General features: G+C 62.5%; 19 protein-coding genes. 10 read left to right on the forward strand and 9 right to left on the reverse strand.

Annotated elements, in window-relative coordinates; translation table 11 throughout:
- Positions 1-89: 89 nt before the first annotated feature.
- From H2O77_RS09175 to H2O77_RS09195, 5 genes are all read left to right on the forward strand, one after another.
- Positions 90-704 carry a 2-dehydro-3-deoxy-6-phosphogalactonate aldolase gene (locus tag H2O77_RS09175; protein WP_215822702.1) on the forward strand — a complete coding sequence of 205 codons (615 nt, stop codon included), beginning with the start codon at positions 90-92 and terminating at the stop codon, positions 702-704.
- 120 nt (positions 705-824) lie between these two features.
- Positions 825-1,751: an SMP-30/gluconolactonase/LRE family protein gene (locus tag H2O77_RS09180; protein ID WP_215822704.1), complete on the forward strand. Its 927-nt coding sequence runs from the start codon at positions 825-827 to the stop codon at positions 1,749-1,751.
- A gap of 47 nt (positions 1,752-1,798) precedes the next feature.
- Entirely contained in the window at positions 1,799-4,018 is a 2,220-nt protein-coding gene (locus tag H2O77_RS09185; protein WP_215822706.1) for an alpha-galactosidase, read from the forward strand.
- A gap of 70 nt (positions 4,019-4,088) precedes the next feature.
- Complete coding sequence (locus tag H2O77_RS09190; RefSeq protein ID WP_215822707.1) at positions 4,089-6,077, forward strand: beta-galactosidase; 1,989 nt, start codon at positions 4,089-4,091, stop codon at positions 6,075-6,077.
- Positions 6,078-6,600: 523 nt separating this feature from the next.
- A complete protein-coding gene (locus H2O77_RS09195) occupies positions 6,601-7,989 on the forward strand; it encodes a GntP family permease (RefSeq protein ID WP_215822709.1) in 1,389 nt (462 codons plus the stop codon).
- A gap of 136 nt (positions 7,990-8,125) precedes the next feature.
- Here H2O77_RS09195 and H2O77_RS09200 read toward each other — a convergent pair whose 3' ends face one another.
- The 7 genes from H2O77_RS09200 to H2O77_RS09235 form a co-directional block, all read right to left on the reverse strand.
- The gene (locus H2O77_RS09200; protein WP_054556636.1) at positions 8,126-8,449 is read right to left on the reverse strand and encodes a hypothetical protein; all 324 of its coding nucleotides are present in this window, start codon (positions 8,447-8,449) and stop codon (positions 8,126-8,128) included.
- A gap of 142 nt (positions 8,450-8,591) precedes the next feature.
- Positions 8,592-10,817: an FUSC family protein gene (locus tag H2O77_RS09205; RefSeq protein WP_215822711.1), complete on the reverse strand. Its 2,226-nt coding sequence runs from the start codon at positions 10,815-10,817 to the stop codon at positions 8,592-8,594.
- A gap of 3 nt (positions 10,818-10,820) precedes the next feature.
- Complete coding sequence (locus tag H2O77_RS09210) at positions 10,821-11,801, reverse strand: efflux RND transporter periplasmic adaptor subunit (RefSeq protein ID WP_215822713.1); 981 nt, start codon at positions 11,799-11,801, stop codon at positions 10,821-10,823.
- Positions 11,802-11,906: 105 nt separating this feature from the next.
- The gene (locus H2O77_RS09215) at positions 11,907-12,149 is read right to left on the reverse strand and encodes a DUF1656 domain-containing protein (RefSeq protein ID WP_054556634.1); all 243 of its coding nucleotides are present in this window, start codon (positions 12,147-12,149) and stop codon (positions 11,907-11,909) included.
- A 423-nt stretch (positions 12,150-12,572) separates the two neighbouring features.
- The gene (locus H2O77_RS09225) at positions 12,573-13,868 is read right to left on the reverse strand and encodes a TRAP transporter large permease (protein ID WP_215822715.1); all 1,296 of its coding nucleotides are present in this window, start codon (positions 13,866-13,868) and stop codon (positions 12,573-12,575) included.
- Entirely contained in the window at positions 13,858-14,364 is a 507-nt protein-coding gene (locus H2O77_RS09230) for a TRAP transporter small permease (RefSeq protein WP_240548560.1), read from the reverse strand. The genes H2O77_RS09225 and H2O77_RS09230 overlap by 11 nt, the downstream gene beginning before the upstream one ends.
- Positions 14,365-14,599: 235 nt before the next feature.
- Positions 14,600-15,589 (reverse strand): DctP family TRAP transporter solute-binding subunit, encoded by a 990-nt coding sequence (locus H2O77_RS09235; protein ID WP_240548803.1) that lies wholly within the window; start codon positions 15,587-15,589, stop codon positions 14,600-14,602.
- A 741-nt stretch (positions 15,590-16,330) separates the two neighbouring features.
- Here H2O77_RS09235 and H2O77_RS09240 point away from each other — a divergent pair.
- Positions 16,331-17,932 carry an MFS transporter gene (locus H2O77_RS09240; protein WP_215822719.1) on the forward strand — a complete coding sequence of 534 codons (1,602 nt, stop codon included), beginning with the start codon at positions 16,331-16,333 and terminating at the stop codon, positions 17,930-17,932.
- A gap of 215 nt (positions 17,933-18,147) precedes the next feature.
- Here H2O77_RS09240 and H2O77_RS09245 read toward each other — a convergent pair whose 3' ends face one another.
- A complete protein-coding gene (locus H2O77_RS09245) occupies positions 18,148-18,906 on the reverse strand; it encodes an RNA polymerase sigma factor FliA (RefSeq protein WP_215822721.1) in 759 nt (252 codons plus the stop codon).
- A gap of 460 nt (positions 18,907-19,366) precedes the next feature.
- On the opposite strand from H2O77_RS09245, the gene H2O77_RS09250 reads away from it, so the two are divergent.
- Complete coding sequence (locus tag H2O77_RS09250; RefSeq protein ID WP_215822723.1) at positions 19,367-20,644, forward strand: FliC/FljB family flagellin; 1,278 nt, start codon at positions 19,367-19,369, stop codon at positions 20,642-20,644.
- Positions 20,645-20,855: 211 nt separating this feature from the next.
- On the opposite strand, the gene fliE is transcribed toward H2O77_RS09250, so the two are convergent.
- Positions 20,856-21,218 carry a flagellar hook-basal body complex protein FliE gene (gene fliE / locus H2O77_RS09255; protein WP_240548562.1) on the reverse strand — a complete coding sequence of 121 codons (363 nt, stop codon included), beginning with the start codon at positions 21,216-21,218 and terminating at the stop codon, positions 20,856-20,858.
- A 269-nt stretch (positions 21,219-21,487) separates the two neighbouring features.
- On the opposite strand from fliE, the gene fliF reads away from it, so the two are divergent.
- Genes fliF through H2O77_RS09270 form a run of 3 tightly spaced genes read left to right on the forward strand, consistent with a single transcriptional unit; the run spans position 21,488 to position 25,155 of the window.
- Complete coding sequence (fliF, locus tag H2O77_RS09260) at positions 21,488-23,266, forward strand: flagellar basal-body MS-ring/collar protein FliF (RefSeq protein ID WP_215822725.1); 1,779 nt, start codon at positions 21,488-21,490, stop codon at positions 23,264-23,266.
- Positions 23,259-24,257, forward strand: coding sequence for a flagellar motor switch protein FliG (gene fliG / locus H2O77_RS09265; protein ID WP_192838828.1), 999 nt, complete (start codon positions 23,259-23,261; stop codon positions 24,255-24,257). The genes fliF and fliG overlap by 8 nt, the downstream gene beginning before the upstream one ends.
- Positions 24,250-25,155 (forward strand): flagellar assembly protein FliH, encoded by a 906-nt coding sequence (locus H2O77_RS09270; RefSeq protein ID WP_215822727.1) that lies wholly within the window; start codon positions 24,250-24,252, stop codon positions 25,153-25,155. The genes fliG and H2O77_RS09270 overlap by 8 nt, the downstream gene beginning before the upstream one ends.
- Positions 25,156-25,163: the final 8 nt, after the last annotated feature.

The following is a 25,163-nucleotide window of genomic DNA, read 5'->3' on the forward strand; positions in this document are numbered from 1 at the left end:
CACGTCACTCCTCACTTCAAACAGCCCTTATTCAAAGAGCTCATCTTCAAACAGCTCCTCTTCAATTAGCCCCATTTCTGGAGATCGCCATGAGCCTGCCTCTGGTCGCCATACTGCGCGGTGTGACACCGCAAGACATTCTCGCCATCGCCGACGAGATCATCGCCGCCGGCATCACCCGCATCGAAGTCCCGCTCAACTCCCCTCAACCGCTGGAGAGCATCGCCGCGCTGGTCGAGCACTGCGAGCGCGCGCATGGCGGCAAGATCCTGATCGGTGCCGGCACCGTGCTGACCCCGCAGCAGGTGCGCGACGTGCACGCCGCCGGCGGCCGTCTGGTCGTCTCGCCCAATGCCGATGTCGACGTCATCCGCGAAAGCCGCCGGCTGGAGATGGTCTCGCTGCCCGGCATCGTCACGCCGACGGAAGCCTTCGCGGCTCTCGCTGCCGGCGCCTCGGGTCTCAAGCTGTTCCCGGCGACTCAGGTCGGCATCGTCAACATGAAGGCCATGCTGGCCGTGCTGCCCAAGGACACCGAGCTTTATGCCGTCGGCGGCATCGGCAGTGACAACTTCGCCGAATGGCGCGCGGGCGGTGTCCACGGCGCTGGCCTCGGCACGGCCATCTACACGCCCGGCCTGAGCGCCGCCGAGGTGGGCGAACGGGCCCGCACGCTGGTCGCGGCATGGCAGGCGGCTGACTGACAGCCACACACGGATGGCGACAAGCCACGTCGCTGCAAGAGCGACGAGAGCGCGCCAATAGCCCATGGGTATAAGCCACCATGGCTAAAAGAGACCATGGTTATCGCAAAGGAGCAGCAGATGACGTCATCACCATGCCTTGGCACTGCCAGGCGCCTCGTCGCCAGTGGCTGCGAGCTGGGCGAAGGACCGGGCTGGACGCCCGCGACCAAGGCCCTGCCTGCGCGGGTGCGCTGGCTGAACATCCTCGCCGGCGAGCTGCATCACGCCGCCGCTGACGGCAGTGATCACGTCATCACTCAGCTCGCGCGCCGCACCTCCTACGCAGCCGTTACCCAAGACGGCGATTACCTGCTGGTCGCGCAGGGGATGCTGTCGCGCTTCAATCCCGAGACCGGCGCCGTGGAAGATGTCATGCCCTTCGAGGCGGGCGCGACGCCGGCCACGCGCAGCAATGACGCGCGGGTCGATCGTCACGGCAGTCTGTGGTTGTCGAGCATGGGCTGCAACGCCGAGACCGGCGCTGGCAGCCTCTATCGGCTGCATCGCGGTGAACTGACCCGCGTGCTCGAGGGGCTGAGCATTCCCAATGCGCTGTGCTTCTCGCCGGATGGCCGCTTCGCCTATTTCACCGACACCGTCACCGGTCAGGTGATGCGCTGGCAGCTGGACGCCGATGGCTGGCCACTCACCTCGGCAGGTGAATACAACGCCCCCGAAGTGTGGGCCGATCTGCGCGATGCCGGTGGTGGCCCGGATGGCGCCGTGATCGATGCCGACGGCCATATGTGGATCGCACTCTGGGGGGCCGGCCGCGTGGCCAGGCTGGACCACGACGGCAAGGAAATCGCCCATGTGACGCTGCCGGTCAGCCAGCCTTCGTGCCCGCTGTTCGGTGGCGAGGGGCTGAGCACGCTGTACATCACCACGGCGCATGAAGGCATGGCCACGCCGGATCATGCGGCGGGTGACGGTGACCTCTTCGCGCTGGACCTGTCAGCACACGGCTTCAAGGGACTGGCAGAGCCACCGCTGGTGCTGGGCTGACACTGCCATTCCGTCTCTGATCTCTCTTTATTTCTGGACCCTTCATCATGACCGCAGACGCCCCATCTTCCCGACCGTCGGCTGCGCCTGACGCGACCTGGTCAAGCGATCAGCAGTGGTTGAGCCTGAGTGCCGATGGCATCCAGCTGCAGCTGGATCTCGCCGATGGCCTGCTCAAGCTGGCCCATTTCGGGCGCATCGCGCCCATCAATCCGGCTCAGCACCGCCTGATGAGCGCTGCCGCCACGCCCCAGGCGAGCCTGGATCAGCTGCCGCCCAATACCCTGTTCAATGATGCCGGGCTCGGCTTTGCCGGCTATCCGGCGCTGATCGGTGACCGCGAAGGCCGCGACTGGCTGACGGCGATGCGCCTGAGCGATGTGGCGTGCTCGACGGATGCCACCGGCGCCCACGCCCGCCTGACGCTTCGCGACAGCCTGAGTGAGCTGGAAGTGCTGCTGGCACTGACCGTCACCCGCGAGGGCGTATTGCGTCAGCAGACGACCCTGACCAATCAGTCATCAGCGCCCTACCGGCTCGAATGGCTGGCGGCCGCCTGCCTGCCGCTGCCGGTCCGCTTCGAGGAATGCCTGAGTTTCGGTGGCCGCTGGGTGCAGGAATTCACCGAGACGCGTCATCGTCTCAGCGAAGGCACCTTCACGCTCGAGAACCGTCGCGGGCGCAGCTCGCATCAACGCGTGCCGACGCTGATCACCGGCACGCCAGGCTTCAGCGAGCAGCGTGGCGAAGTCATCACCGCGCATCTGGCATGGAGTGGCAACCATCGCGCCCTGATCGAGCGGCAGTTCGATGGCAGCACCCAACTGCAGATGGGCGCCCTGCTGCTGCCCGGCGAGCAGATGCTGGCCGCCGGCGACAGCGTGACCACCCCGGAAGTGGTAATGGCCTGGTCGGACACGGGCATCAATGGCGCTAGTCAGCGCATGCATCGTACCCTGCGCGCGCGCCTTGACTGGCCGGTGGCTGACAAGCCGCGTCCGGTTCACGTCAACACCTGGGAAGCGCTCTACTTCGATCACGACGCGACGCGTCTCGAGGAGTTGGTCGTCGCCGCCGGTGAGGTGGGTGCCGAGCGTTTCGTGCTCGATGATGGCTGGTTCGTCGGCCGGGATGGCGAGCGCGCCGCCCTGGGCGACTGGTATCTGGATACCGGCAAGTACCCGCAGGGGCTGGGGCCGCTGATCGAGTCTGTACAGGCGCACGGCATGGAATTCGGCCTGTGGGTCGAGCCCGAGATGGTCAATCCGGACAGTGAACTCTTCCGCACCCATCCGGACTGGATTCTCGGGCTGGAGGGGCGTGAGCAGCCGCTGGGTCGCTATCAATGCGTGCTGGACCTGACCCGCCGCGAGGTCTGTGACTACCTGTTTGCGCGCCTCGATGCGCTGCTCAGTGAGTACCCGATCAAGTATCTGAAATGGGACATGAATCGCGACCTGACCCACGCGGGCGGCCAGTCGGAGGAAGGTCGCGGCAAGCCTGCCGCCCATGCTCAGGTCAGCGCGCTCTACTCGCTGCTGGCCCGCCTGCGAAAGGCGCATCCCGGCGTCGAGATCGAGAGCTGCGCCTCGGGTGGCGCGCGCACCGATCACGGGATTCTGCGACACACCCATCGCGTCTGGACGTCCGACTGCAATGACCCCCACGAGCGCACGCATATCCAGCGCGGGGCCAGTCGCGTACTGCCACCGGAGCTTCTGGGCGCACATATCGGGCCGCAACACGCCCACACCACCTCGCGGCGCACGACGCTCGCCTTCCGCGCCTCCACGGCACTGTTCGGTCATCTGGGGCTGGAGCTGGATGTCAGCCAGCTCGATCTGGCAGAGCGCCGTGAGCTAGGTGGATGGATAGCGCGCTACAAGACGCTGCGTGGTCTGCTGCACAACGGCGTCAGCTGGCGTCTGGATTGCCTGGATGACAATCAGCATGCCCACGGCGTGGTCAGTCAGGATGGCCAGCAGGCCCTTTTCAGCATCAGCCAGTTGGCCATGCCACGCCACGCCGTGCCCGCCGCCCAACCGCTGACCGGCCTGCAAGCCGACACGGCCTACCGGCTCGAGCTGCTGGAACTGCCGGAGCACCCGGAGCGACGCATGAAGCAGCTGCCCGCCTGGATCAGCCGACAACAGGCCGGCGAGCCGGTCGTCGTCTCCGGTGAGTACCTGATGCGTGAAGGCCTTGCCCTGCCGGTGCTGGACCCCGACCAGGCGATCCTGATTCACCTTCAGGCGGTTCCGGCATGACCCCTGCCGCGCAGGCCGTGATGGCGTGCGCTGCGCTCGCTCCCCATTTTCAGCTTCAAGGATGACCCCCATGCAGCTCGGTGTCTGTTACTACCCGGAACACTGGCCACGTGATCGCTGGCCGCAGGATGCTCGCGACATGATGGAAGCCGGCATTCGTGTCGTGCGTATCGGCGAATTCGCCTGGAGTCGCCTGGAACCCAGCGCGGGTGACCTGCGCTTCGAGTGGCTGGATGAGGCCGTCGAGGTTCTGGCGGCGGCGGGTCTCAAGATCGTGATGGGCACGCCCACGGCGACACCGCCCAAGTGGCTGGTGGATGCCCACCCGGACATTCTGGCCGTCGATGAGAATGGCGACACGCGTGGCTATGGCTCGCGTCGTCATTACTGCTTCTCTTCACCGACGTTTCGTACCTTGAGCGAGCGCATCGTGCGCCTGATGGGCGAGCGCTACGCAAACCATCCCGCGATCATCGCCTGGCAGACCGACAACGAGTACGGCTGTCATGACACCATCCTCAGCTACTCCGCGGCCGCCCGCGCCCGCTTCCCCGCATGGCTCGAGGCGCGCTATGGCACGGTCGAGGCGCTCAATGAGGCCTGGGGCACGGTGTTCTGGAGCATGGAAGTCAGCGAGTTCTCCCAGATCGAGGCGCCCGTTGGCACCGTGACCGAACCGCATCCGGCCATCGTGCTCGATTATCGACGCTTCTGCTCCGACATGGTGGTCGAATACAACCGCCTGCAGGTCGACACCCTGCGTGCCGCGGGTGTCAGCGGCGATATCGTGCACAACTTCATGGGCCTGTTCACCGAATTCGATCACTTCGATGTCGCCCGGGATCTGGATATCGCCAGCTGGGACAGCTACCCGCTGGGCTTTCTGGAGCGCGGTGCCCACGACGATGCCACCAAGGCCCAGTATCGCCAGCAAGGTCATCCGGACTTTGCCGGCTTTCACCACGACCTCTACCGCGCCATGTGCAAGGGCCGCTGGTGGGTGATGGAGCAGCAGCCGGGCCCGGTCAACTGGGCGATCAGCAACGCCGCGCCCTTGTCCGGCATGGTGCGACTGTGGAGCCACGAAGCCTTCGCGCATGGCGCAGAGGTCGTCTCCTACTTCCGCTGGCGTCAGGCACCCTTCGCCCAGGAGCAGATGCACGCTGGACTGCTGCGCCCGGACGGCTCGCCCGCCTCGGCCTGGCCGGAGCTTTTGCAGGTGCGCGATGAGCTGGCGACACTCGCGAAACATGACACGACGACGGCCCAGCAGGCGCCCGTCGCCCTGATGTTCGATTACGCCTCCATCTGGGCCTGTCAGACCCAGCCTCACGCCGAGAACTTCAACCCGCTCGAGCTGTACCTGAGCTGGTACAGCGCGCTGCGGCGACTCGGGCTTGATGTCGATATCGTCTCACCGCGCGACGCGCTCAGTGGCTATTCGTTGATCGTGCTGCCCTGTCAGGTGATCGCCGATGAGGCACTGGCGGCGCGTCTGAGCGCGGCGCGCGATTCAGGCAGTCGCGTGGTGATCGGTGCACGCTCCGGCTCGCGTACGCCGGAGTTTCAGATACCCACGCAGCTGGCGCCCGGCGCACTCAGCGAGCTGACGGGCGTCACGGTCGATCGAGTCGATGGCCTGCGCCCAGGCGCCGAGCCGGCCGTCACCCTGAGCAACGGCGCACGCGGACACGCCCTGCGCTGGCGCGACCTGCTCGATCATCAGCGCACCAGTGCACAGGTGGTAACGCGCTTCGAGGATGGCGAACCCGCCATCCTGCACCATCGCGGTGTCAGCTATCTGACCGCCTGGTTGAGTGAAGACAGCCTAGTGGCGATTCTGCAGGCGGAGTGTCAGGCCTGCGGCATCACCACCCATGCGCTGCCCGACGGCGTGCGTCTGCGGCGGCGCGGGCCGCTCTGCTTCGCCTTCAACTATGCGCCCGAGCCGCGCTGGCTGCCCGAAGGCCTCGTCAATGACAGCGGGCTACTGGCCGGTAGCCGGGTTCTGGCACCCGCTGACGTCTGTATCTGGTTCAGTGACGAAAAGCGCCCCTGAGTGCCGCGACTGCTACCCACTCATTCAACGCGAAAATCGACTTTGCTTGAATGCAGGACATCTCTCGGATTTCGCGACCGGCAGACTGTTCGATCACTTGCCGCGGCGCCTTCGGGCGCCGCTTTTTTTGAACAGCTATTCTGGGTCTCCATGTCACCTGCCCAGACTTCATGAGTGACTCCAACACGTGCTGACATAACTCCCTGCTTATCGGATGACTGAGGTTGCCACATCACCGCAATGAAGCAGACAGAAGATAACGGTATATACTTTAATGTAAAACAACCTCTCTTTTCGCTGCGCAAGCGCCAGAGGGAGTTTACCCTTGAGTGCTCGCTGACCGCACAGCGCTGCCACTTAAGGCGCATTGTTCTCATGTCAGACAATCTCTAGTGTGCTGGATGTCTCTGTATATAAGCCAATAAATAGCAAAAACAACAGGCCACGCACCTGTAGACAGGACAACCGTCGTCAATGGCAGACGACCCACGATTACGATAACGCCAACTACGAGATACCCCCCATGAGTATTCTTGCCATTCTGATATCGCTCGGGCTGCTGATGTTCCTTGCCTACCGCGGTATCACCGTTCTCTTGCTCGCCCCTCTGATGGCCGCCCTCGCCGTCGTCCTGTCAGGAGATGCAGCCGCCCTGCTGCCCAGCTACACCGTGACCTTCATGAGTCAGCTGGGCGGCTATCTGGCCAAGTTCTTCCCGCTGTTCATCCTCGGCGCCCTGTTCGGTCAACTGATGGCCGATTCCGGGGCCGCGCATGCCATCTCCGAAGGCCTGGTCAAACGCTTGGGCACACGCCATGTGATCCTGACCGTGGTGCTGGCCTGTGCACTGCTCACCTATGGGGGCGTCTCGCTGTTCGTGGTCGCCTTCGCCGTCTATCCGATTGGTGCCCAGCTCTTCCAGCGCACCGGCACGCCCAAGCGCCTGCTGCCCGCGGCCATCGCCCTCGGCTCCTTCACCTTCACCATGACGGCACTCCCCGGCACGCCGGCCATCCAGAACGCCATCCCGATCCCCTACTTCCAGACCAACAGCTTTGCAGCGCCAGGCCTGGGCATCATCGCGGGCCTGATCATGCTGGGGCTGGGTACCTGGTGGCTGAAGGGACGTGCCAGCAAGGCTCAGGCACAGGGGGAAGGCTACGGGGTCCACAAGGACGAAGCGCTTGAGGAATCCCCCGCGCCCGCCGCACAGATGGGCATGATCACGGCGTTGATTCCGCTGGTGATGGTCATCGGCCTGAATGCCCTGCTGACCTATCTCGTCTTCCCGCGCATCGATTTTTCCTACCTGAGCGAGGCCTTCCCGGAGCTTGACCCTGCGGGCGCCACCGGCATGTGGTCGATCCTGATCGCGCTGGCCTTCGCCTCCACCTGGCTGGTCATTTCACGCTGGAAGCAGTGGGCCGACCTGAAGACCACCGTCAACAATGGCTGCTTCGGCGCCATGCTGCCGGTCTTCAATACCGCCTCAGAGGTGGGATATGGCGCGGTGATCGCCAGCCTGGCCGGCTTCGCGATGGTCAAGGAGGCGGTGCTCGGCCTGTATCCGGCCAACCCGCTGATCTCGGAAGCGGTAGCAGTCAATGTGCTGGCCGGCATCACCGGCTCGTCATCCGGCGGCATGAGCATTGCGCTGTCGACTCTGGGTGAGACCTATCGCGAGATGGCCGTCAATGCCAGCATCGACCTGGAACTGATGCACCGCGTGGCGACGCTGGCGGCGGGCAGCATGGACACCTTGCCGCATTCCGGCGCGGTCATCACCCTGCTGGCGATCTGCAAGCTGACTCATCGCCAGTCCTACGGCCAGATGTTCATGATGACGGTCGCCTTCCCGATGCTGGCCCTGATTGCCGTCGTGACCCTGGGCAGCCTGGTCGGCAGCTTCTGAGCCCTGAAGCTCCAAAGCAGTGGTGAGTTTTCGAACATGAGTGGAGCAAAATGACGCCAGGCCAATGACAAGAAGGCCACCCATTCGGGTGGCCTTCTTGTTGAGCAATCACGCTGGCCAGCAACGTGCTGACACCTCAGTAGACGTGGTGAGCCCGCTTCGGGTCCAGCGTCTCATGGCGTGCCCGCGTCTTGATCCAGAGCGTCAGGTCATCGCGGTCGGCGCCGGGATTCTCGGCGACCCACTCGACGATACGCGAGGCAATGAATTCGGCATGAAACTCGTCGTCGAACTGCAGCAGCATGAGGTCCTCGCCCGCCTGAGAGATGCGCAACAATACCTCGCTTGCCGGCAATACATAGAGATTCAACTCATGCAGATATTGCGTCGTGAAGGTCACGCGCCGAAAACGCTCGGGAACATTGCGCCCACTGTTGCTGATATCGTTCATGAAAGCCATGGCTCTCTCCTACAGTAAGGCGCTAATACATTTCGCTCATTTTTGAGCTGACCTTCTTATCATAGCGCAGAAGATATGCTGCGGGCCGGTTTATAAGAACATTTTGTTGGAATCTGCAAGTGACTCTCATTAACGCACAGTATCAGCTGGGTTGTTGGCGCAGGGCATCACTTTGCAAGGTTAGCTGAACTCGCGTCAGCCAGCCCGCCAGCAGCGCCTGCTTATGCCGACTCATGGTGCGATGTTGCTCGATCACTTCGCATAATCGGTCGCCGGCCGCCCGCATCCTGGTAGGACTCTCTCCTCGGGCACAGCGCTGATAATCATCCGCCAGCGCATGGATCAATTCGCGCAAGGCGTGCTGTACCGGGCGTGGCACATCGTTGCCCAATTCCCGCCGCACGAAGCCTATGCCGCGTCCGATATCCATCCCTGTCAGCCCCAGCGTCAGAAGCGGCATGCCGAGCACTTGCTGCTGAGCATCATCGGGCTGACCACTTGCATTCTCGCCACTGCGACGCGCTTCCTGTTCACGACTGCGAGTCTGTTCATGCCGGGCGAGACGCAGCAGCCTGTCGCCCATGCGCCCGCCGAACCAGCTGTCCAGGCGCTCGGTGGAGCGTTCCGCCAGCTCACGAATATCACTCGCCGTAGCGCGTATCAGCTGGCGCTTGTCCCAGCCGGCCCCCGGCACGGGAATCAGACGGAAACCGATGATGGTCACGATCAGACCGATCCCGGCCGCCAGACTCCGATTGAGGGTGTAGGCGACATCGAAGGTCATGCCGTTGTCCGGCATCACCAACAGAATGTTGAACACTACGAAGGGCAAGGCGATCCCCGCCAGCGCCGGCACGACGGAGCCCATCAGGCCAAGGAACAGAGGGATACTGAAGATGATCACGAAGGGCACGAAGTGCTGGGCGTGACTGAGCATGACATTGCCGAACAGCAATACGCTCGGCACCGCCAGCAGCAGGCCCTTGAGCACCATCGGAATGATCGGTGCCGGATCACCGCGACTGACGAAGATGCCCGAGAACAGCGTGCCCAGCAGCATGGCCACCGCGCCGTTGTCCCACGCCGTCGCAAGCCAGAAGATCGCCGTGGCACTGAAGATGGCCATCGCACGCAGCGCATCGATGGCGGCGCGTCCGTGATCGCGGTGCCAGCTCATGCTTGGCTGACGCAGCTGATGACGGCCGGGATGATTGATGACCTCGCGTGCCTGCAGGATGACCAGCGCATGCCCCAGCACCTCACGCAGACTGAACAGCAGCCGGGCTTCCAGTGCGGTGATGCTTCGCTGACCGCGAGACAGGCGCAGACATTCTCCGCGCAGCTCCTTGAGCGTCTTGCGCGCCTGGGCCGTGCCCTGATTGTCGGCCATGCTTTGAAAGGCCGCGCCCAGGCGTTGCATCAGGTCCTGCGTCGGCTGACTGAAACGTTCGGCTTCCTGTCTCTGGGTCTGGTTCAGCTCACACGTCGGTGCCATCGTCTCACCGTCATCGCTCTGTGAAGGCACAAAGAACTCGGGATGGCGCAGCTGGTGCAGGGCCTTGAGGGTCGCGTAGAGACGCATGCTTCGCCGCGTCAGCAGGTGCACGCCGCGTATGCGCCCCTTGCCCTGGGGGCCTTCATAACGCGCCGAGTGGGCATCGATCTCGAGATTGTTGAGCGCATCCAGCCCGGTCATCATCTGCTCGAGCATCGCCATGCGTTCACGTTGCTGCCCTTGTGACTGACCGTCAGTATCTCGGTTCACGGCCCTGTCCGCCTCGAGTGGCATCGAGAAGGCCAGCGCCATATAGCGGAAGGTGGCATTCACCGCCGTGTCCGCCAGCTGGCCGAGATGATCACGCACACGAATCGGCCAGACAAGCGCACTCACGACGACAGCACACAGCGCGCCGAGACTCAGCTCGCTGAGACGTGCCAGCGCCACCGAGAAGAAGTCATCCGGCGCCGAGGACGTCAACACCACGATGATCATGCAGGCCACCGCCGCCATCACACAGCCATAGGACAGATTGTTGTGCGTCAGCGAAGCGCCATAGATGCATAGTCCGATCCACAGCGTGACCGAGCCCAGCGCCAGTTCCGGCACCTGGGCAAAGCAACCCATGATCACCACCGCCACACAGGTACCGACGAAGGTACCCGTGACCTGACAGATGCCCTTCTCGACCACCATGCCCGACATCGGGCGTGTCTGCAGAAACGCCGCCGAGATCAGCGCCCAATAGGGTCGATCGAGATCGAAGAAGAAGGCGGCGTAGAGGGCCAGCGCCATCGCCAGCACCCCCTTGGTGGCGAACTTGAGCGCGAACGGCGAAGGCCTTAAGAAGGCGGCCAGAGCGGGAGACATGGATCAGTGCTTCCCGTCTGCGTCTTGGACGGCCTGAGCTGTCTCGACAGGTTCCACCTCGACAGGTGCCGCCTTGGCCTGCGTCGCCTCATCATTGCCATCTTCGGCAGTGATCAGCCTGACACTCGCCGTCATGCCGGCAGCAAGATTGACACCTGAGGCACGTACCGCCTCGATATCATCGAATTCCACCCGCACCGGAATGCGCTGTGCCAGACGCACCCAACTGAAGGTAGCGCTGACCTGTGGCAGCTGCTGGGCATTGGTCGCGGTATTGTCATCGGCGATGCCCTGACCGATCCCCACGACTCGCCCCTTGAAGTCTTCATTGCCGCTCATCAGCGTGATCTGGACCGGATCGCCCGGACGCACATGCTGCAGCTTGGTTTCCTGGAAGTAGGCGCTCAGGTAGAAGGAGTCGTCCTTGATCAGCGCCATTACCGCCGTGCCTGCCGTGACGTAATTGCCCTGACTGAGGTGCATGTTGAGGATACTGCCGTCGGCGGGCGCCACCAGCCGCGTGCGATCGAGATCCAGCTGCGCGGATTGCACCGCGGCTTCGGCCTGTTGCACATCAGCGCGGGCAACCTCGGCCTCCAGACGCGCACTGTCGCGCTCTTCCTCACTGATGGCACGATTGGTCAAGCGACCACGACGATTGGATTCATGCTCTTTTAGGCTCAGGGTCGCCTTGGCACTGGCGAGACTAGCCTTGGCCTTGGCGAGCGCCGCCTCATAGCGCGCACGATCGACCTGAAGGATGACATCCCCCTCCTTGACCCGCGTGGTATCCGCCACGTTCAGCTCACGCACCCAGCCGGAGACATCCGGGCTCAGCGTGATCACCTCGGCGCGCACCCGGGCATCACGCGTCCAGGGACTGTACATGTAGGTATTCCACAGCCACACCGCACACCAGGCTGCAGCCGCCACCAGACATAGAGTGATGATCCATTTGACGGCTTTCTGTCGCAGGTTGCGCATGCGGTTTCCTTGGGGGATAGAGGGGCTGAGGGGAATGGGTGCCACGAAAGAGTTCTCGGGGAAATCAGGATGACGAATGACAAGACGCTGGGGCAATGACGTGCGTCACGTCACGAGGGCCACCACCGCCGCCAGACAGATGACAAACAGCGAGATATCGAACCAGGCCTCGAACCAGAGCTCGTGATTGGCCAGCAGACGATGCAGCAGCGTGCGTATGAGACCCGCCGCCAGCAAGGCGACCAGCGCATAGACCAGCATCGGGCTGATCAGGAATTCCCCGACCACCATTTCATGCAGCGCATTGAAGCCAGACGTAACATCATTGCCTGCGGCGATTTCCTTCATCGAGATGTCCTTGACTTGCGTTGGGCGAGAGCTGGCTTGCGTATGCGATAGCTGAATAGCGACTGCCATGCGTGCAATCAGCGTTCAACGATGGTGGCTGCCTGGCGTGCATTCAAGGCCCGAGGGTGAACTGTTCCACTGCGCGAATCTTGAGGGCAGCGTCATCGCTGAGAATATATGCAGGCTAACATTTTTCACCGCCGTACACCGTTGCGTGAGAAGAATCACCCCATTCCTTGCACAGCGCGCGACCATAATTCGCGCTCCATTTGGCTGCGCGCTAACCGGCACAACCGGAATGGGCACCAGGTGTTCAGGTGGTAGCAGCGGTCAAGGTAGCCTGAGACGCAAAACGGCTTACCCAGAAGGCAAGCCGTTTCATTTCGCACAGTGAAGACCACCAGCGATGATGGTGAGGGTCGACTACACCGCGTAGCCGAGCACGCGTGGCAGCCACAAGGCGAGCTCAGGGAACAGCATCACCACCGCCAGCGCCGCCAGCATCGCCACCACGAAGACCATCGCCCACCCGACCGTCTTCTCGAGTCTTACTCCGGCCACGCTACTGGTCACCATCAGGTTGACCGCGACTGGCGGGGTGAACTGCCCGATCGCGATGTTCATCGCCAGCAGGATACCGAACCACACCGGATGCCAGCCGAAGTGCTGCATCACCGGAATCAGCACCGGCATCAGGATCAGGTAGATGGAGACCGCATCCAGCAGCATCCCGGCGATCAGCACTGCCACCATCACCAGAATCAGCAGCGTCGTTCCGCTATCCGACAGTGTGATCAGCCATTCGGCCAGATGCCGGAAGGTGCCCAGCATGGTGCCCGCCCAGGCGAATATGCCCGCCAGCGCGATGATCAGCATCACCACACCAGAGATGACGGCCGCCTCCCGGAGCAACTCCCACACCTGAGAGATCTTGAGCTCGCGGGTGATGAAGAGCCCGACACACAGCCCATAGGCGGCCGCGACCACCGCCGCTTCCGTGGGCGTGAACAGGCCTGAGCGCAGCCCGCCGAGGATGATCACAGGCGCCAGCAGGGCCGGGATCGCCGAGCGAAACGCCGGACCCAGCGCGATACGCTCGACCTGAGTCGGGTCTTCCCAGCGATAGCGACGCGAGAGGAACCAGGCCGGCAGCAGCAAGGCCACGCCGACCAGCAACCCCGGAATCAGGCCCGCGGCAAATAGCGCGCGTAGATCCACCCCCGGTACCACGATGGAGTAAAGAATCAGCGCGATGGACGGCGGGATCAGGATCGCCGTGGAGGCCGAGGCCGCAATCAGCGTCGCCGAGAACGCCTTGGGATAGCCCGCCCGCGTCATGCTGGGGATCATCACCATCGCCACCGCGGCGGCATCCGCCGGACCGGAACCACTCATGCCGCCCATGATCAGACACACCAGCACCGCCACCAGCGCGAGGCCACCATGCCGTGGGCCGATCAGCGCCTGGGCGAAGCGCACCAGCCGCACCGCCACTCCGGCACGCTCGAATACCAGGCCGGTCAGTATGAACAGCGGAATGGCGATCAGCGGATACTTGGCGATGCTGTTGTAGGTATTGGTGCCGAGGGTGGCCAGCATGCTGACCGGCAGCCCCGCGACGATCCCCACCGCCCCCGACAGCCCCAGCGCAAAGGCCACCGGCACGCCGAGTATCAACAGCGCGGCAAAGCTTGCGAGCAACCAGAGATCAGGACTCATGATCTGACTCCTTGTGCTCCGGCGACGCATTCTGACCGGGCCCCTGCCCAGGCCCTTGCCTGAGACGCTCGACACACTGCTGCAGCTGACGCCAGGCCATCGCCAGCGCCAATATCGGCAGCCAGATCACGTACCACCAGTTGGGCAGGCCCAGCCCCGGTGACAGCGAGTCCCACTGATACTCCTCCAACGCGAAGGTGCCCCCGAACCACACCACCAGCCCCAGCACGACCAGTACCGCCAGGGTCTGCAATACCACGACCAGTCGCCACAGCGGCAACGGCAGCACGTCTTCCAGCAATGCGATACGAATATGTGCCTGACGGCGAATCGCCACCGAGGCGCCCGCCAGCGTCAACAACACCAGCAGGAAGACCGAGAATTCCTCGGTAAAGGCAAAGGAAGCATCGGTGGCATAGCGCACCACCACATTGGCCAGACTGATGATACCGATCAGCCCCAGCGCCAACGCCGCCAGCCAGGATTCTGGCCGCACGCGTGGCGGTGGCCTGTCTGTGTGAGCAGGCGCTCCGTTGGCGCCGGTTTGAGATGAAGCTTGTTGAGAGGTTTTTTGAGAGGTTTGTTGCGACTTTTGCGTCATGACACGCGATCCACACGAACGCCGAGGCTGTCAGGCCCCGGCATGGTTCTTCACTCAATAACGCGCACAGACCGCATTATTCCCGATGTCATCTGCTCAGTGAGCAGCGGCGATGGTGGCCCTGGCGGACTCAGCGCGAGGCCTCGACCTCGGCACGTGCCGTCTCGACCAGCGCCTCACCGATCTTGGGTGTCCAGCTGGCATAGACCGACTGGGTGGCGTCACGGAAGGTCTGCATCGCATCCTCATCGAGCTTGACGACATTCACGCCGCGCGCCTCGATGTCCGCCAGCCGCTGGGCATTGCCTTCACGACTCATGGCGATCTCCCAGGCACCCGCTTCCTTGGCGGTTTCGGTCAGCAGAGTGCGCTCCTGCTCACTGAGCGACTTCCACACGCGCTGGTTGGCGGCGAAGATCAGCGGGTCCGCCATGTAGTGCCAGAGGGTCAGGTGGGTCTGACCTACCTGGTCGATGCGCGCGACATCGAACACCGACAGCGGGTTCTCCTGTCCATCCACCGCGCCGGTGGTCAGTGCCGGCTTGGCATCCGCCCAGCTCATCTGGGTCGGGTTGGCGCCCAGCGCCGTAAAGGTGTCCTGGAACAGCGGCGAGCCCACCACACGAATCTTCAGGCCCTTCAGGTCATCCGGCGAGGTGATCGACTTCGAGGAATTGGACACCTCACGGAAACCGTTCTCGCCCCACGCCAGCGGCTTGATGCCCTTGGACTCGATGGCGGCGAAGATCTGCTTGCCCGACTCACCCTGGGTCAGCGCATCGATGGCGGCGTGGTCCGGCATCAGGAACGGCAGCGAGAACAGGTTGAGCTCCGGCACCTGGGGCGACCAGTTGATGGTCGAGCCCACCGCGAGATCGATCAGCCCCTGACGCATGGCCGAGAACTCCTTGGTCTGATCCCCTGCCACCAGCTGGGCATTCGGATAGACACGCAGGGTGAGATCGCCACCGGAGCGCTCCTCTACCAGTTCCGCCCACTTCTCGGCCGCCTGTCCCCACGGGAAGGCATCCGACAGCACGGTGGAGACGGACAGCTCGCGCGCCTCGGCATCACTCACCATCAGCGGTGACAGCAGAGCCAGGCCAAGCACGCCAGCCATCAGGGCAGCGCGACTCGGAGCGGCAACACGCGAAGAAGTAGAAGGAGTAGCAGACATCGAAGCGTGGCGATGCCATTGACGAGAGACGGTGTCAGTTCCGGAGGCGGAATCAGCGTTGGCGAGTGCGGCGGTCAGGGTCATGAATAACCTCTTGATTATGATGTTGTTGAGTGTGTCCTCGGGCAGATTCGCATCTACTTTGGTCGCTGACCATTCGACCATGCGACAGATCGGCGCTTTTTCGACGCTGAGGTGCTATCTCACTCCATTCCCATCACTGTATATACATCCACCCCTCGGGTTTTCCGAGACCTATGGCGTACGAAACGCTCGACCATGTGGTGTCATCAGCGTGTGTTGCCAAGGAGTGCATCCAGCGATGCAAGAGGGCCAACCCTCGCGCAGGCCCCGCCAGCAGGGAGCTTGACGATATTGTCCATTGCAAGATGCCGTGCTTTTACAGCGCCAGCGTGTCCCGAGCCCATGTCGGGTCATGATTTCATGAGGTGCTGTATATTTATCCACCTCATTACATCCTTGAGACAAATTTCACGATATGTCGCCTTTCAACCACACAATGGCGCACCACGGGTCGCAGACTCCGGATTCGGTCGGTAGACTGAGCGCCGTTCCCGCAAGGACCGACCACGACTGACCAACATCACGCACGCAAGTGTCGTACCTGACATCTCGTCGGCACCGCTCCCACGGTCCCGACCCTGACCGATGAGGCCCCCTTCCATGCCGAACCCCCAGCAGGAAGCCATACCCACTCCCACCTTCGAGACCGAGCCGCTCGACACCTCGCGCAAACGACTGCAGCCGACCAGCAGTCTCGGCGCAGCGGTCGTTCTGTGGTCGCTGCTGCTGGGAATGGGGATGCTGATGCTGGCCAACGGACTGCAGGGCAGTCTGTTGGGGATTCGCGCCTCTTCGGAAGGCTTCAGCAACACCATGACGGGCATCATCATGTCGGCGTACTTCGCCGGCTTCCTGCTCGGCTCGACGCTTGCGCCCCGCAAGCTGCGCCGGGTCGGCCATGTGCGCACCTTCGCGGCGCTGGCCTCCATCACCTCGGTGTGCATCCTGATCCACGCACTCTATGTGGTGCCCGAGGTGTGGATCGCCATGCGCTTCATCACCGGCTTCGCCTTCGCCGGCCTCTACGTGGTCGCGGAGAGCTGGCTCAACAGCCAGGCGACCAACCAGATGCGTGGCCGCCTGCTGGCCATCTACATGGTGATTACCTATCTGGGCATGGGCGGCGGCCAGTTGCTGCTCAACGTCGCCAACCCGGACACCTATCTGCTGTTCATCCTGGTGTCGGTGATCATGTCGCTGGCGCTGGTGCCGATGCTGCTGTCCGCCTCGCCGCAACCGGAAGGCGCGCAGCCGGAGGCGATGGGGATCGTTCGCCTGCTGCGCCTGGCACCGCTGGGCACCCTGGGCGGCTTCGCCACCGGTATCGCCAACGGCACCGTCTTCGGCATGGGCGCGGTGTATGCCGACCGCGCCGGCCTGCCGGTGCAGGAAGTCTCCTGGTTCATGGGTGCCTTCATTCTGGGTGCCGCCCTGCTGCAATGGCCGCTGGGCAAGCTCTCCGACAAGCTGTCGGCCAAGAAGGTGATTCTGGGCTGCAGTCTCGGGGCGATCGCGCTGTCCATCGGCGGCGTGCCGTTCAGTGGTGGCAGCATGCTGACCATGGCGCTGCTGGGTGCAGGCCTCGGCGGGTTGATCCTGACCCAGTACTCGCTGTTCCTGGCGGCGGCCAACAACCTTCTGACCACGCCACAGATCATCTCCGCCAGCGGCACGCTGGTGCTGATGCATGGCGCGGGCGCGATTCTGGGCCCGCTCACCGCGGGTCTGCTGATGGAGCGCTTCGGGGCCGTCGGCTTCCTCTATACCCTGACCGCCATTCACGTGCTGATCGTGATTCTGGCCGCCAGTGTCACCAGCAAGCCGCGTCAGGAACTGGATGCCGAGGAAGGCGATCACCCCGGCCACTATGTGGTGGCGCCCTCCACCACCAGCCCGCTGAGCGCCGCCTGGGTCGAGGAAGCCATCACCGAGCCGGAAACCGGTCAGCTGGAATTCGACTTCGATGCCGAACCTGAGCCGGAGTTGAGCGAGGAAGAACTCGCTGCCCAGCAACAGGAAGCCTCCGCTGAAGCAGAGGAAGGCGTCGTGCAGCAGGTCGACAATGAGGAAGGCGTGATGAACGACCGCGTCACCGGCATGGAAGACGACTGGCATCTGGATGGCCATATCGATGAGCAGGCCCAGCACCTCAGCGAAGAGGAGCGCCGCGTCAAGTCGGAGCCGGAGCGCGAGAGCTACTGAACACGTCTGACGACATGCTCGAGTGATAGACAAGAACACCGCCTCTCAGGGCGGTGTTCTTGTTTGGGGCGGGCGAAACTGAGATAGAAGAAACTGAGACAGGAGAAACTGGGACAGCAGAAACAAGGCAGGCGTAACAGCAAGACGGTACAGCGAGAGGATAAAGTTCGGGGAAACGAAGAAGGCTCACAACGATAGAGGCTCAGGATAGAGACTCAGCGACGACGCTTGCCCGCCCGTGCCACCAGATGCGGTGCCAGCACACCCTGCAGCCGGCGCACGGCCTGGGAATGCAGCTGCGAGACACGCGATTCGGTGACATCGAGTACCGCGCCGATCTCCTTGAGGTTGAGCTTCTCCTGATAATAGAGCGCCATCAACAGCTTCTCGCGCTCCGGCAGCCGCGCGATGGCCTCGTTCAAGGCCCGCCGCGTATCGGCCTCTTCCAGCGCATCATGCGGCAAGGCAAACGGTGTGGCGAAGGGCGTCGCTTCAGGCGAGACATAACCACCCGCCAGCCCGCCTTCCTCATCCATCATCTCGTCCAGCGACATCACCATGCCGTTGTTGGTGTCCAGCAGCAGGCGTCGGTAATCTTCCAGCTCAAGCCCCATGGCAGCGGCGATCTGGGTCTCCTCGGGCGGATAGCCCAGGCTCTGCTCAAGCTGCTGGATCACGCTCTCAAGCTCGCGACCGGCCCGGCGCACACTGCGCGGCAACCAGTCGCGCGAGCGCAGCTCATCCAGCATCGCGCCGCGGATGCGCTGACTGGCATAGGTGGCAAAGCTGGCGCCGTGGCCCTGCTCATAGCGGCCCACGCATTCACACAGCCCCAACATGCCAGCCTGAATCAGATCCTCGAGATCGACACTCGCTGGCAAGCGCACCTGCAGCTGCAGCGCGATGCGGCGCACCAGCGGCTGATACTCGGTGTAGATATCCTGCTGGGCCATGCGCCCATTGGCGGTATACATCAGCGTCCTGGTCCTCGCTTGCATCCCTCGGGGTCGTTTGACTCAGGGTCGTGCCCCCATCCTCGGGACTCCTGTTCCCAGCGTATTGTCGCGCCCCCGCCACAAACCATTCGCTCGAATAGCTACCCTCAGCGACGGCTTTCCTGCCTTACGTCGCCACTCTGCCTCGGGGAGGCGGAAATGAAGGAAGACAGGAAGAGACAGTGAGTGAGCGCGAGGCATACAGAATTCCCACCAGCAGGTCGACAGAATGTCGCGAGGGTGGAGCGAGAGTGGAGCGAGGAGCGCCCGCAAGAAGAGCGCGTAAGGAAAGCCAGCGGGACAGCCGGAATGAGAAAGGTCAAAAGGCCGCAAAAAATTTCTAAAGTTCTGCCGCGCCGCGACGATAACTGAAGCAACGGCACAGGAGTCGTTACTGGCGACACGCCATCTATCTCCCCATTACGACAGGAAGTGACACATGGCTTCAGTGATCAATACCAACACCCTTTCCATGGTGACTCAGCAGAACCTGAATCAGTCCCAGAACGCCCTGAACACCTCCATGGAACGTCTGTCCTCCGGCATGCGCATCAACAGCGCCAAGGACGACGCCGCCGGCCAGGCCATCGCCAACCGCATGGACTCCCAGATCACCGGCCTGTCCCAGGCGCAGCGTAACGCCAACGACGGCATCTCTGTCGCCCAGACCGCTGAAGGTGCTTTGAATCAGGTCAACGATAACCTGCAGCGTGTGCGTGAACTGACCGTTCAGGCGCAGAATGGCACTAACAATGCAGACGATTTGCAGTCGATTCAGGACGAAATCACCTTGAGAATGGAAGAGATTGATAGAATCTCAGAACAGACCAGCTTCAATGGTGTAGATGTACTGAACACCAACGATTCTCTTAACATACAAGTTGGTGCAAATGATGGCGAAACGATCTCCATCAGCCTTTCAGAAGTTAATTCATCAACACTTGGGCTTGGTGCATTTAGTGTTGCCGAAGGTTTTGATACTGACACCTTGTCCGCAACTACCGCTACCGAAACTTCATTTAGCGTTAAGGCTGATACAAGTAACCTTGATAGTAAAGAAACACTCGTAAGCTATGATGATAGCGGCACAACGCGCTATGCAATTGAAACCGACGATGGCGCCGGTAGCATTACATATACTGACGCAGTAATCGACCCTGTTACTGGGGAGGTCAGTAATTCTACTGCATCCACAACTGGATTAACGGGTGGTGCTAGCAAAGATGGAAATGCGACAACTGTCAATAACGGATCTGCCGTAGAGTCTTTGGTTACAATAGATAGCTCTTCATATTCTTCATCGTATGATGACTTAAAAGAAACCACTGATGGTGAGTTCATATTAGTAAAAGGCAGCGGTTCTAATGTGGAATACTATGAAGCCTCAGTGGGTACTGATGGAGTAGTTACAGCAGGAAGTGAATTATCCACAACTGAAAAAACAACCGACCCATTGGCCGCTCTTGATTCCGCCCTGAAGCAAGTAGACAGCATGCGTTCCGACCTCGGTGCCGTGCAGAACCGTTTCGATTCTGCCATCACCAACCTGGCGACGACTGAAACCAACCTGGCCTCTGCCCAGTCGCGTATTCAGGATGCCGATTACGCAGAAGAAGTGTCCAGCATGACCACTGCACAGATTCTGCAGCAGGCGGGGACTTCCATGCTGACCCAGGCCAACCAGGTGCCGCAGAACGTGCTGTCACTGCTGGGCTGATCTCTGGCTCGCATGCTGCATAGGCCTGTCACTCAGCAAGAGTGGCAGGCCCGTCGCTGGCAGAGGATAGTGGCCTTGTTGATATTGGTTTTTTTAGTCAACAGCGCTCTTGCATTTCAATCTCCGCCAGCGATATCCAGCACCACCGCCAGAAAACAAAAAAGGGCAGACGCATCGCGTCTGCCCTTTTTTGTCTGAATGCGGATAGGAATCACACCGCCATGTTCATGATTTCCTTGTAGGCGCTAAGCAACTTGTTGCGTACCTGCACGGTCATCTCGAATTCCAGTGAGGCCTTCTGGCCTGCCACCATGACCTGATCGAGGCTGACATCCGGGCTGCCCAGCTCGAAGGCCCTAGCCTGGCCTGCCGCGACCTGCTGTGACTGGCTGACGCGCGCCAGCGAATCCTTGAGCATGCCGGCAAAGCCCTGTGCATCAGTGCCGCTGGCCTCTGACACTGCGCCCACCGTTTGAGCGTTGCTCCCGGCCGCCTGCACCGCCATCTGGTCGAGCTGCTGCAGACTGCCCGTCATCGCGGATGACATCGCCGCGCCGACTGCCTCAATCGCCATCTCGCCTCTCCTTTCTCAACGTGCGCCATTCGTCTGCCGCTTTCAGTGGGGCTCAGACTACCAGTCAGTCGAGCGGCTGAAAGTGACTAATACCCCTGTTTTGCGACGCTATTCGTCTGATTGGATGTGCGCCCAGCTTCGATAATGGCCAGCCTACGCAAGAAGGCGCTGCGAAACGCGACATTGTTGGTCCATCGTTTTCATGTTTCGCCCTGCTTGCTGGAATCACCCGCTGCGAGTTCAGACCACGGCGCTTATCGGACATCTGCATGAGTACACCCAGCCAGACAGCGCCCCAGTCGGGCACCTCGACGACTTCAGAATCATCGGACAAGCCAGCCAATCCCTTGTTGGCGCGCCTGGCGGCATTGCCACGTCTGCCGCTCATCATGGCGGCCGCCTTCAGCGTGGCCGTCATCGTCGCGTTGTTGCTGTGGGGCGCTGGCACCCAGTGGAGTGTGCTCTATCGTGATCTGCCCGCCAGCGAAGGCGGCGAGATCGTCGCGCAGCTGGAGCAGACCGGCGTGCCCTATCGGCTGAGCAATGAAGGCGCCACCGTCGAAGTCCCCAAGGAGGATGTCTATCGCCTGCGTCTGGCACTTGCCCAGCAGGGCCTGCCTAGCCAGGGCGGCTCCGGCTTCGAGCTGATGGATACCCAGGCCTTCGGCATCAGCCAGTTCACCGAACACGTCAATTACCAGCGCGCCCTGTCCGGCGAGCTGTCGCGCACCATCGCCAGTCTCGAGCCGGTGTCCAGCGCCCGTGTGCACCTGGCACTCCCGGAAGATTCTGTCTTCGTGCGCGAGCGCCGCCCAGCGACGGCGTCCGTGGTGGTAGAACTCAAGGGCGGCCAGCAGCTCAAGGCACGTCAGATCCAGGCCATCCAGCATCTGGTGGCCGGCAGCGTGCAGGGCCTGGCCAGCGAAGACACCACCGTCGTCGATCAGGACGGCAATCCACTGTCGCGCCCGGCAGGCGATGCACTCAATCTCGATGGCAGTGCGCTGGAATATGCCCAGGCACTGGAGCGCAGCTATCAATCGCGCATCAATGCCCTGCTGACGCCACTGGTGGGACGCGACAACTTCCGCGCCGAGGTCAGCGCCCAGCTCGATTTCTCCCACGCCGAAGAGACCGAAGAGCACTACACGCCCAATCAGCAGCCGGGCAGCGCAGCGGTGCGCAGTGAACAGCTCAACAATACCGGCGCCGGCGAGATGCTCGGCATCGGCGGCGTGCCGGGTGCCCTCTCCAACACGCCCCCGGGAATTGCCGCCTCGCCCATCAATGCCGATGACGCGGCGAATGCTGACGGCACCACACAGACTGACGACGCGGCCAGCGGTCTGAGCAACTATCAGCGCAGCAGCACCATCAACTATGAAGTCAACAAGCGCGTGCGCCACACCCGTGCGCGCCTGGGTCGCCTCGATAATCTCTCGGTGGCGGTGGTGATCAATCACCGCCGCATCATGGACAGTGACGGCAACCCGACCAGCGAACCGTTGGCAGACGACCAGCTGGCACAGATCGATTCGCTGGTGCGCGAGGCGATGGGCTTCAATGCCGAGCGTGGCGACAGCCTGAGCGTGATCAATGCGCCCTTCATGACCGCCGAGCAGCAGAACGCCGGCCCGCCACAGCAGTGGTGGGAGAAGTGGCTGAACAATCCCGAGATGCAGGCGCTGGCCATCGAGCTTGGCCGCTACCTGATCATCGGCTTCATCGCCTGGCTGCTGTATCGCAAATTGCTGCGCCCGTTGTTGCAGCCGCTGCTGCGTCCGCAGGAAGCCTACCAGACCATCGGTCAGCCGCCCGGCACTCAGGCAGCCGGCAGCGCCGTGGGTGGTATCGGCGGCATGGAGTCTGGCCTGGCGACGGCCAATGGCGAGCTGGGCAGCATGATGGCGAGCCAGACAGCGCCGGCCAGTGGCCCGCGCACGCCGACCACCTATCAGCAGAACCTCAAGGATGCACGTGACATGGCCCGCGATGACCCGCGCATGGTCGCCATGATCCTCAAGAACTGGATGAGTCACCATGAGTAAGACACTGACGAACATGGAACGCAGCGCGGCCCTGATCATGAGCCTCGACGAGGACAGCGCCGCAGAGGTCTTCAAGTTCCTGTCTGCCCAGGAGATCCAGCAGCTCAGCGCGACGATGACCAACATGCCGCAGGTCACCCAGGAGCAGATGGCGAAGACGCTGGAGGAATTCCACGCCGATAGCGAGCAGTTCAGCGCCGTCAACCTGCTGTCTACCGACCATATCCGCTCGGTGCTGGTGAAGGCGCTGGGGCAGGAGCGCGCCAGCTCGCTGCTCGAAGACATCTACGAGAGCTCCGGTCAGAACAATGGCATCGAGACGCTGAACCTGATGGAGCCGCCATTGGTGGCCGAGATGATCCGCGACGAACACCCGCAGATCATCGCCACCATCATGGTGCATCTGGAGCGCCATCAGGCCTCGCAGATTCTCGAGCATTTCTCCGACACCCTGCGCAACGATGTGCTGCTGCGTATCGCCACCTTCAGTGGCGTGCAACCGGCGGCCCTGCAGGAGCTGACCGAAGTGCTGAGCAACATGCTCAGTGGCCAGAACCTCAAGCGCAGCAAGATGGGCGGCATTCGCACCGCGGCCGAGATACTCAACCTGATGCCGGGTCAGCAGGAAGAGCAGGTCCTCGAGGCGGTACGCAATCACGACGAGAGTCTGGCGCAGCAGATCATCGACGAGATGTTCGTGTTCGAGAACCTGGTCGGGCTCGAGGACCGCTCCATCCAGCTGCTGCTCAAGGAAATCGACAACGAGACGCTGGTCACGGCGCTCAAGGGCTCCCCCGAGGCGATCATCCAGAAATTCCTGCAGAACATGTCGCAGCGTGCTGCCGAGATGCTGCGTGATGATATGGAGGCGCGCGGGCCGGTGCGTGTCAGCCAGGTCGAGGCCGAGCAGAAGAGCATCCTGCAGACGGTGCGTCGACTGGCCGACAGCGGCGAGATCGTGATCAACAGCGGTGGCGAGGACTATGTCTAGTTCTGATCCGCATCATGACGCGCCTGACCCGTGGGCCGAGCGCGACGTGGCAGGCAGCGATGACATGCATCAGTGGCAGCCGCTGGAACTTGACGCGCTGGATGGCAAGCCCGCGTCGCCCCAGTCGGGTGGCGGCTTTCAAGCCGGCATGCCGCCCACTGCGGCGCCGGATGTCGACCTGATTCGGCGCATGGCGCAGCGTGCCCGTTCGACCTTCGAGCAGGAGACGCTACAGCAGCAACAGGCGGCGCGTGACGAAGGCTATGCCGCGGGTGAGAAAGCCGGTTATGAAGCGGGTCTGGCGCGTGCAAGGCAGGAAGCCGCCGAGCAGGCGGCGCGTCAGACCGAGACCGCCCAGCTGGCGCTCGAACAACAGGCCGCACAGCTGGCACCGCTGATCGAGAACCTGCAGCAATCACTGGCGTGCCTGGATGAGCAGATCAGCGATGAACTGGCGGCACTGGCCATCAGCGTCGGACAGCATCTGGCCCGTGAGGCATTTCGTGCCCATCCGGAGCACATCATCGACAGCGTGCGCAGCCTGCTGGCGGCGGATCCGCCGCTGATCGGCCGTCCGCGTCTTTACCTGAATCCGGACGACCTGCCGCGCGTCGAGCAGGCGATGGGCGAACAGCTCGCCAAGCTGGGCTGGCAATGTCTGCCGGACGCCAGCCTGAGCCTCGGCGGGTGTCGCGCCGAAGCCGACAGCGGCTGTCACGATGCCAGCCTCGAGAGTCGCCTGGAAATGCTGTCACGCCAGCTGCGCCATCGCGGCAGCGCCGACGGCAGCCTGCATGGCAAGGACGAGGCCAGCGGCTCGCGCATCGTGCACCGCCAGTCGTCAGAACATGTACAGCCAGAGCAGGCACGCACTGAGCTGGCAGGAGATCGCACATGAGTGACACG

The organism is Cobetia sp. 4B (assembly GCF_018831605.1).
Classification (GTDB): Bacteria; Pseudomonadota; Gammaproteobacteria; order Pseudomonadales; family Halomonadaceae; genus Cobetia; species Cobetia amphilecti.

What these genes read in the sequence shown, in the direction of transcription:
- H2O77_RS09250 (WP_215822723.1), top strand. Translation starts at nt 19,367, where the DNA reads ATGGCTTCAGTGATCAATACCAACACCCTTTCCATGGTGACTCAGCAG.
- fliG (WP_192838828.1), top strand. Translation starts at nt 23,259, where the DNA reads ATGAGTAAGACACTGACGAACATGGAACGCAGCGCGGCCCTGATCATG.
- H2O77_RS09200 (WP_054556636.1), bottom strand. Translation starts at nt 8,449, where the DNA reads ATGGCTTTCATGAACGATATCAGCAACAGTGGGCGCAATGTTCCCGAG.
- fliF (WP_215822725.1), top strand. Translation starts at nt 21,488, where the DNA reads ATGAGTACACCCAGCCAGACAGCGCCCCAGTCGGGCACCTCGACGACT.
- H2O77_RS09180 (WP_215822704.1), top strand. Translation starts at nt 825, where the DNA reads ATGACGTCATCACCATGCCTTGGCACTGCCAGGCGCCTCGTCGCCAGT.
- H2O77_RS09175 (WP_215822702.1), top strand. Translation starts at nt 90, where the DNA reads ATGAGCCTGCCTCTGGTCGCCATACTGCGCGGTGTGACACCGCAAGAC.
- H2O77_RS09210 (WP_215822713.1), bottom strand. Translation starts at nt 11,801, where the DNA reads ATGCGCAACCTGCGACAGAAAGCCGTCAAATGGATCATCACTCTATGT.
- H2O77_RS09190 (WP_215822707.1), top strand. Translation starts at nt 4,089, where the DNA reads ATGCAGCTCGGTGTCTGTTACTACCCGGAACACTGGCCACGTGATCGC.
- H2O77_RS09195 (WP_215822709.1), top strand. Translation starts at nt 6,601, where the DNA reads ATGAGTATTCTTGCCATTCTGATATCGCTCGGGCTGCTGATGTTCCTT.
- H2O77_RS09205 (WP_215822711.1), bottom strand. Translation starts at nt 10,817, where the DNA reads ATGTCTCCCGCTCTGGCCGCCTTCTTAAGGCCTTCGCCGTTCGCGCTC.
- fliE (WP_240548562.1), bottom strand. Translation starts at nt 21,218, where the DNA reads ATGGCGATTGAGGCAGTCGGCGCGGCGATGTCATCCGCGATGACGGGC.
- H2O77_RS09240 (WP_215822719.1), top strand. Translation starts at nt 16,331, where the DNA reads ATGCCGAACCCCCAGCAGGAAGCCATACCCACTCCCACCTTCGAGACC.
- H2O77_RS09215 (WP_054556634.1), bottom strand. Translation starts at nt 12,149, where the DNA reads ATGAAGGAAATCGCCGCAGGCAATGATGTTACGTCTGGCTTCAATGCG.
- H2O77_RS09225 (WP_215822715.1), bottom strand. Translation starts at nt 13,868, where the DNA reads ATGAGTCCTGATCTCTGGTTGCTCGCAAGCTTTGCCGCGCTGTTGATA.
- H2O77_RS09235 (WP_240548803.1), bottom strand. Translation starts at nt 15,589, where the DNA reads ATGGCTGGCGTGCTTGGCCTGGCTCTGCTGTCACCGCTGATGGTGAGT.
- H2O77_RS09270 (WP_215822727.1), top strand. Translation starts at nt 24,250, where the DNA reads ATGTCTAGTTCTGATCCGCATCATGACGCGCCTGACCCGTGGGCCGAG.
- H2O77_RS09185 (WP_215822706.1), top strand. Translation starts at nt 1,799, where the DNA reads ATGACCGCAGACGCCCCATCTTCCCGACCGTCGGCTGCGCCTGACGCG.
- H2O77_RS09245 (WP_215822721.1), bottom strand. Translation starts at nt 18,906, where the DNA reads ATGTATACCGCCAATGGGCGCATGGCCCAGCAGGATATCTACACCGAG.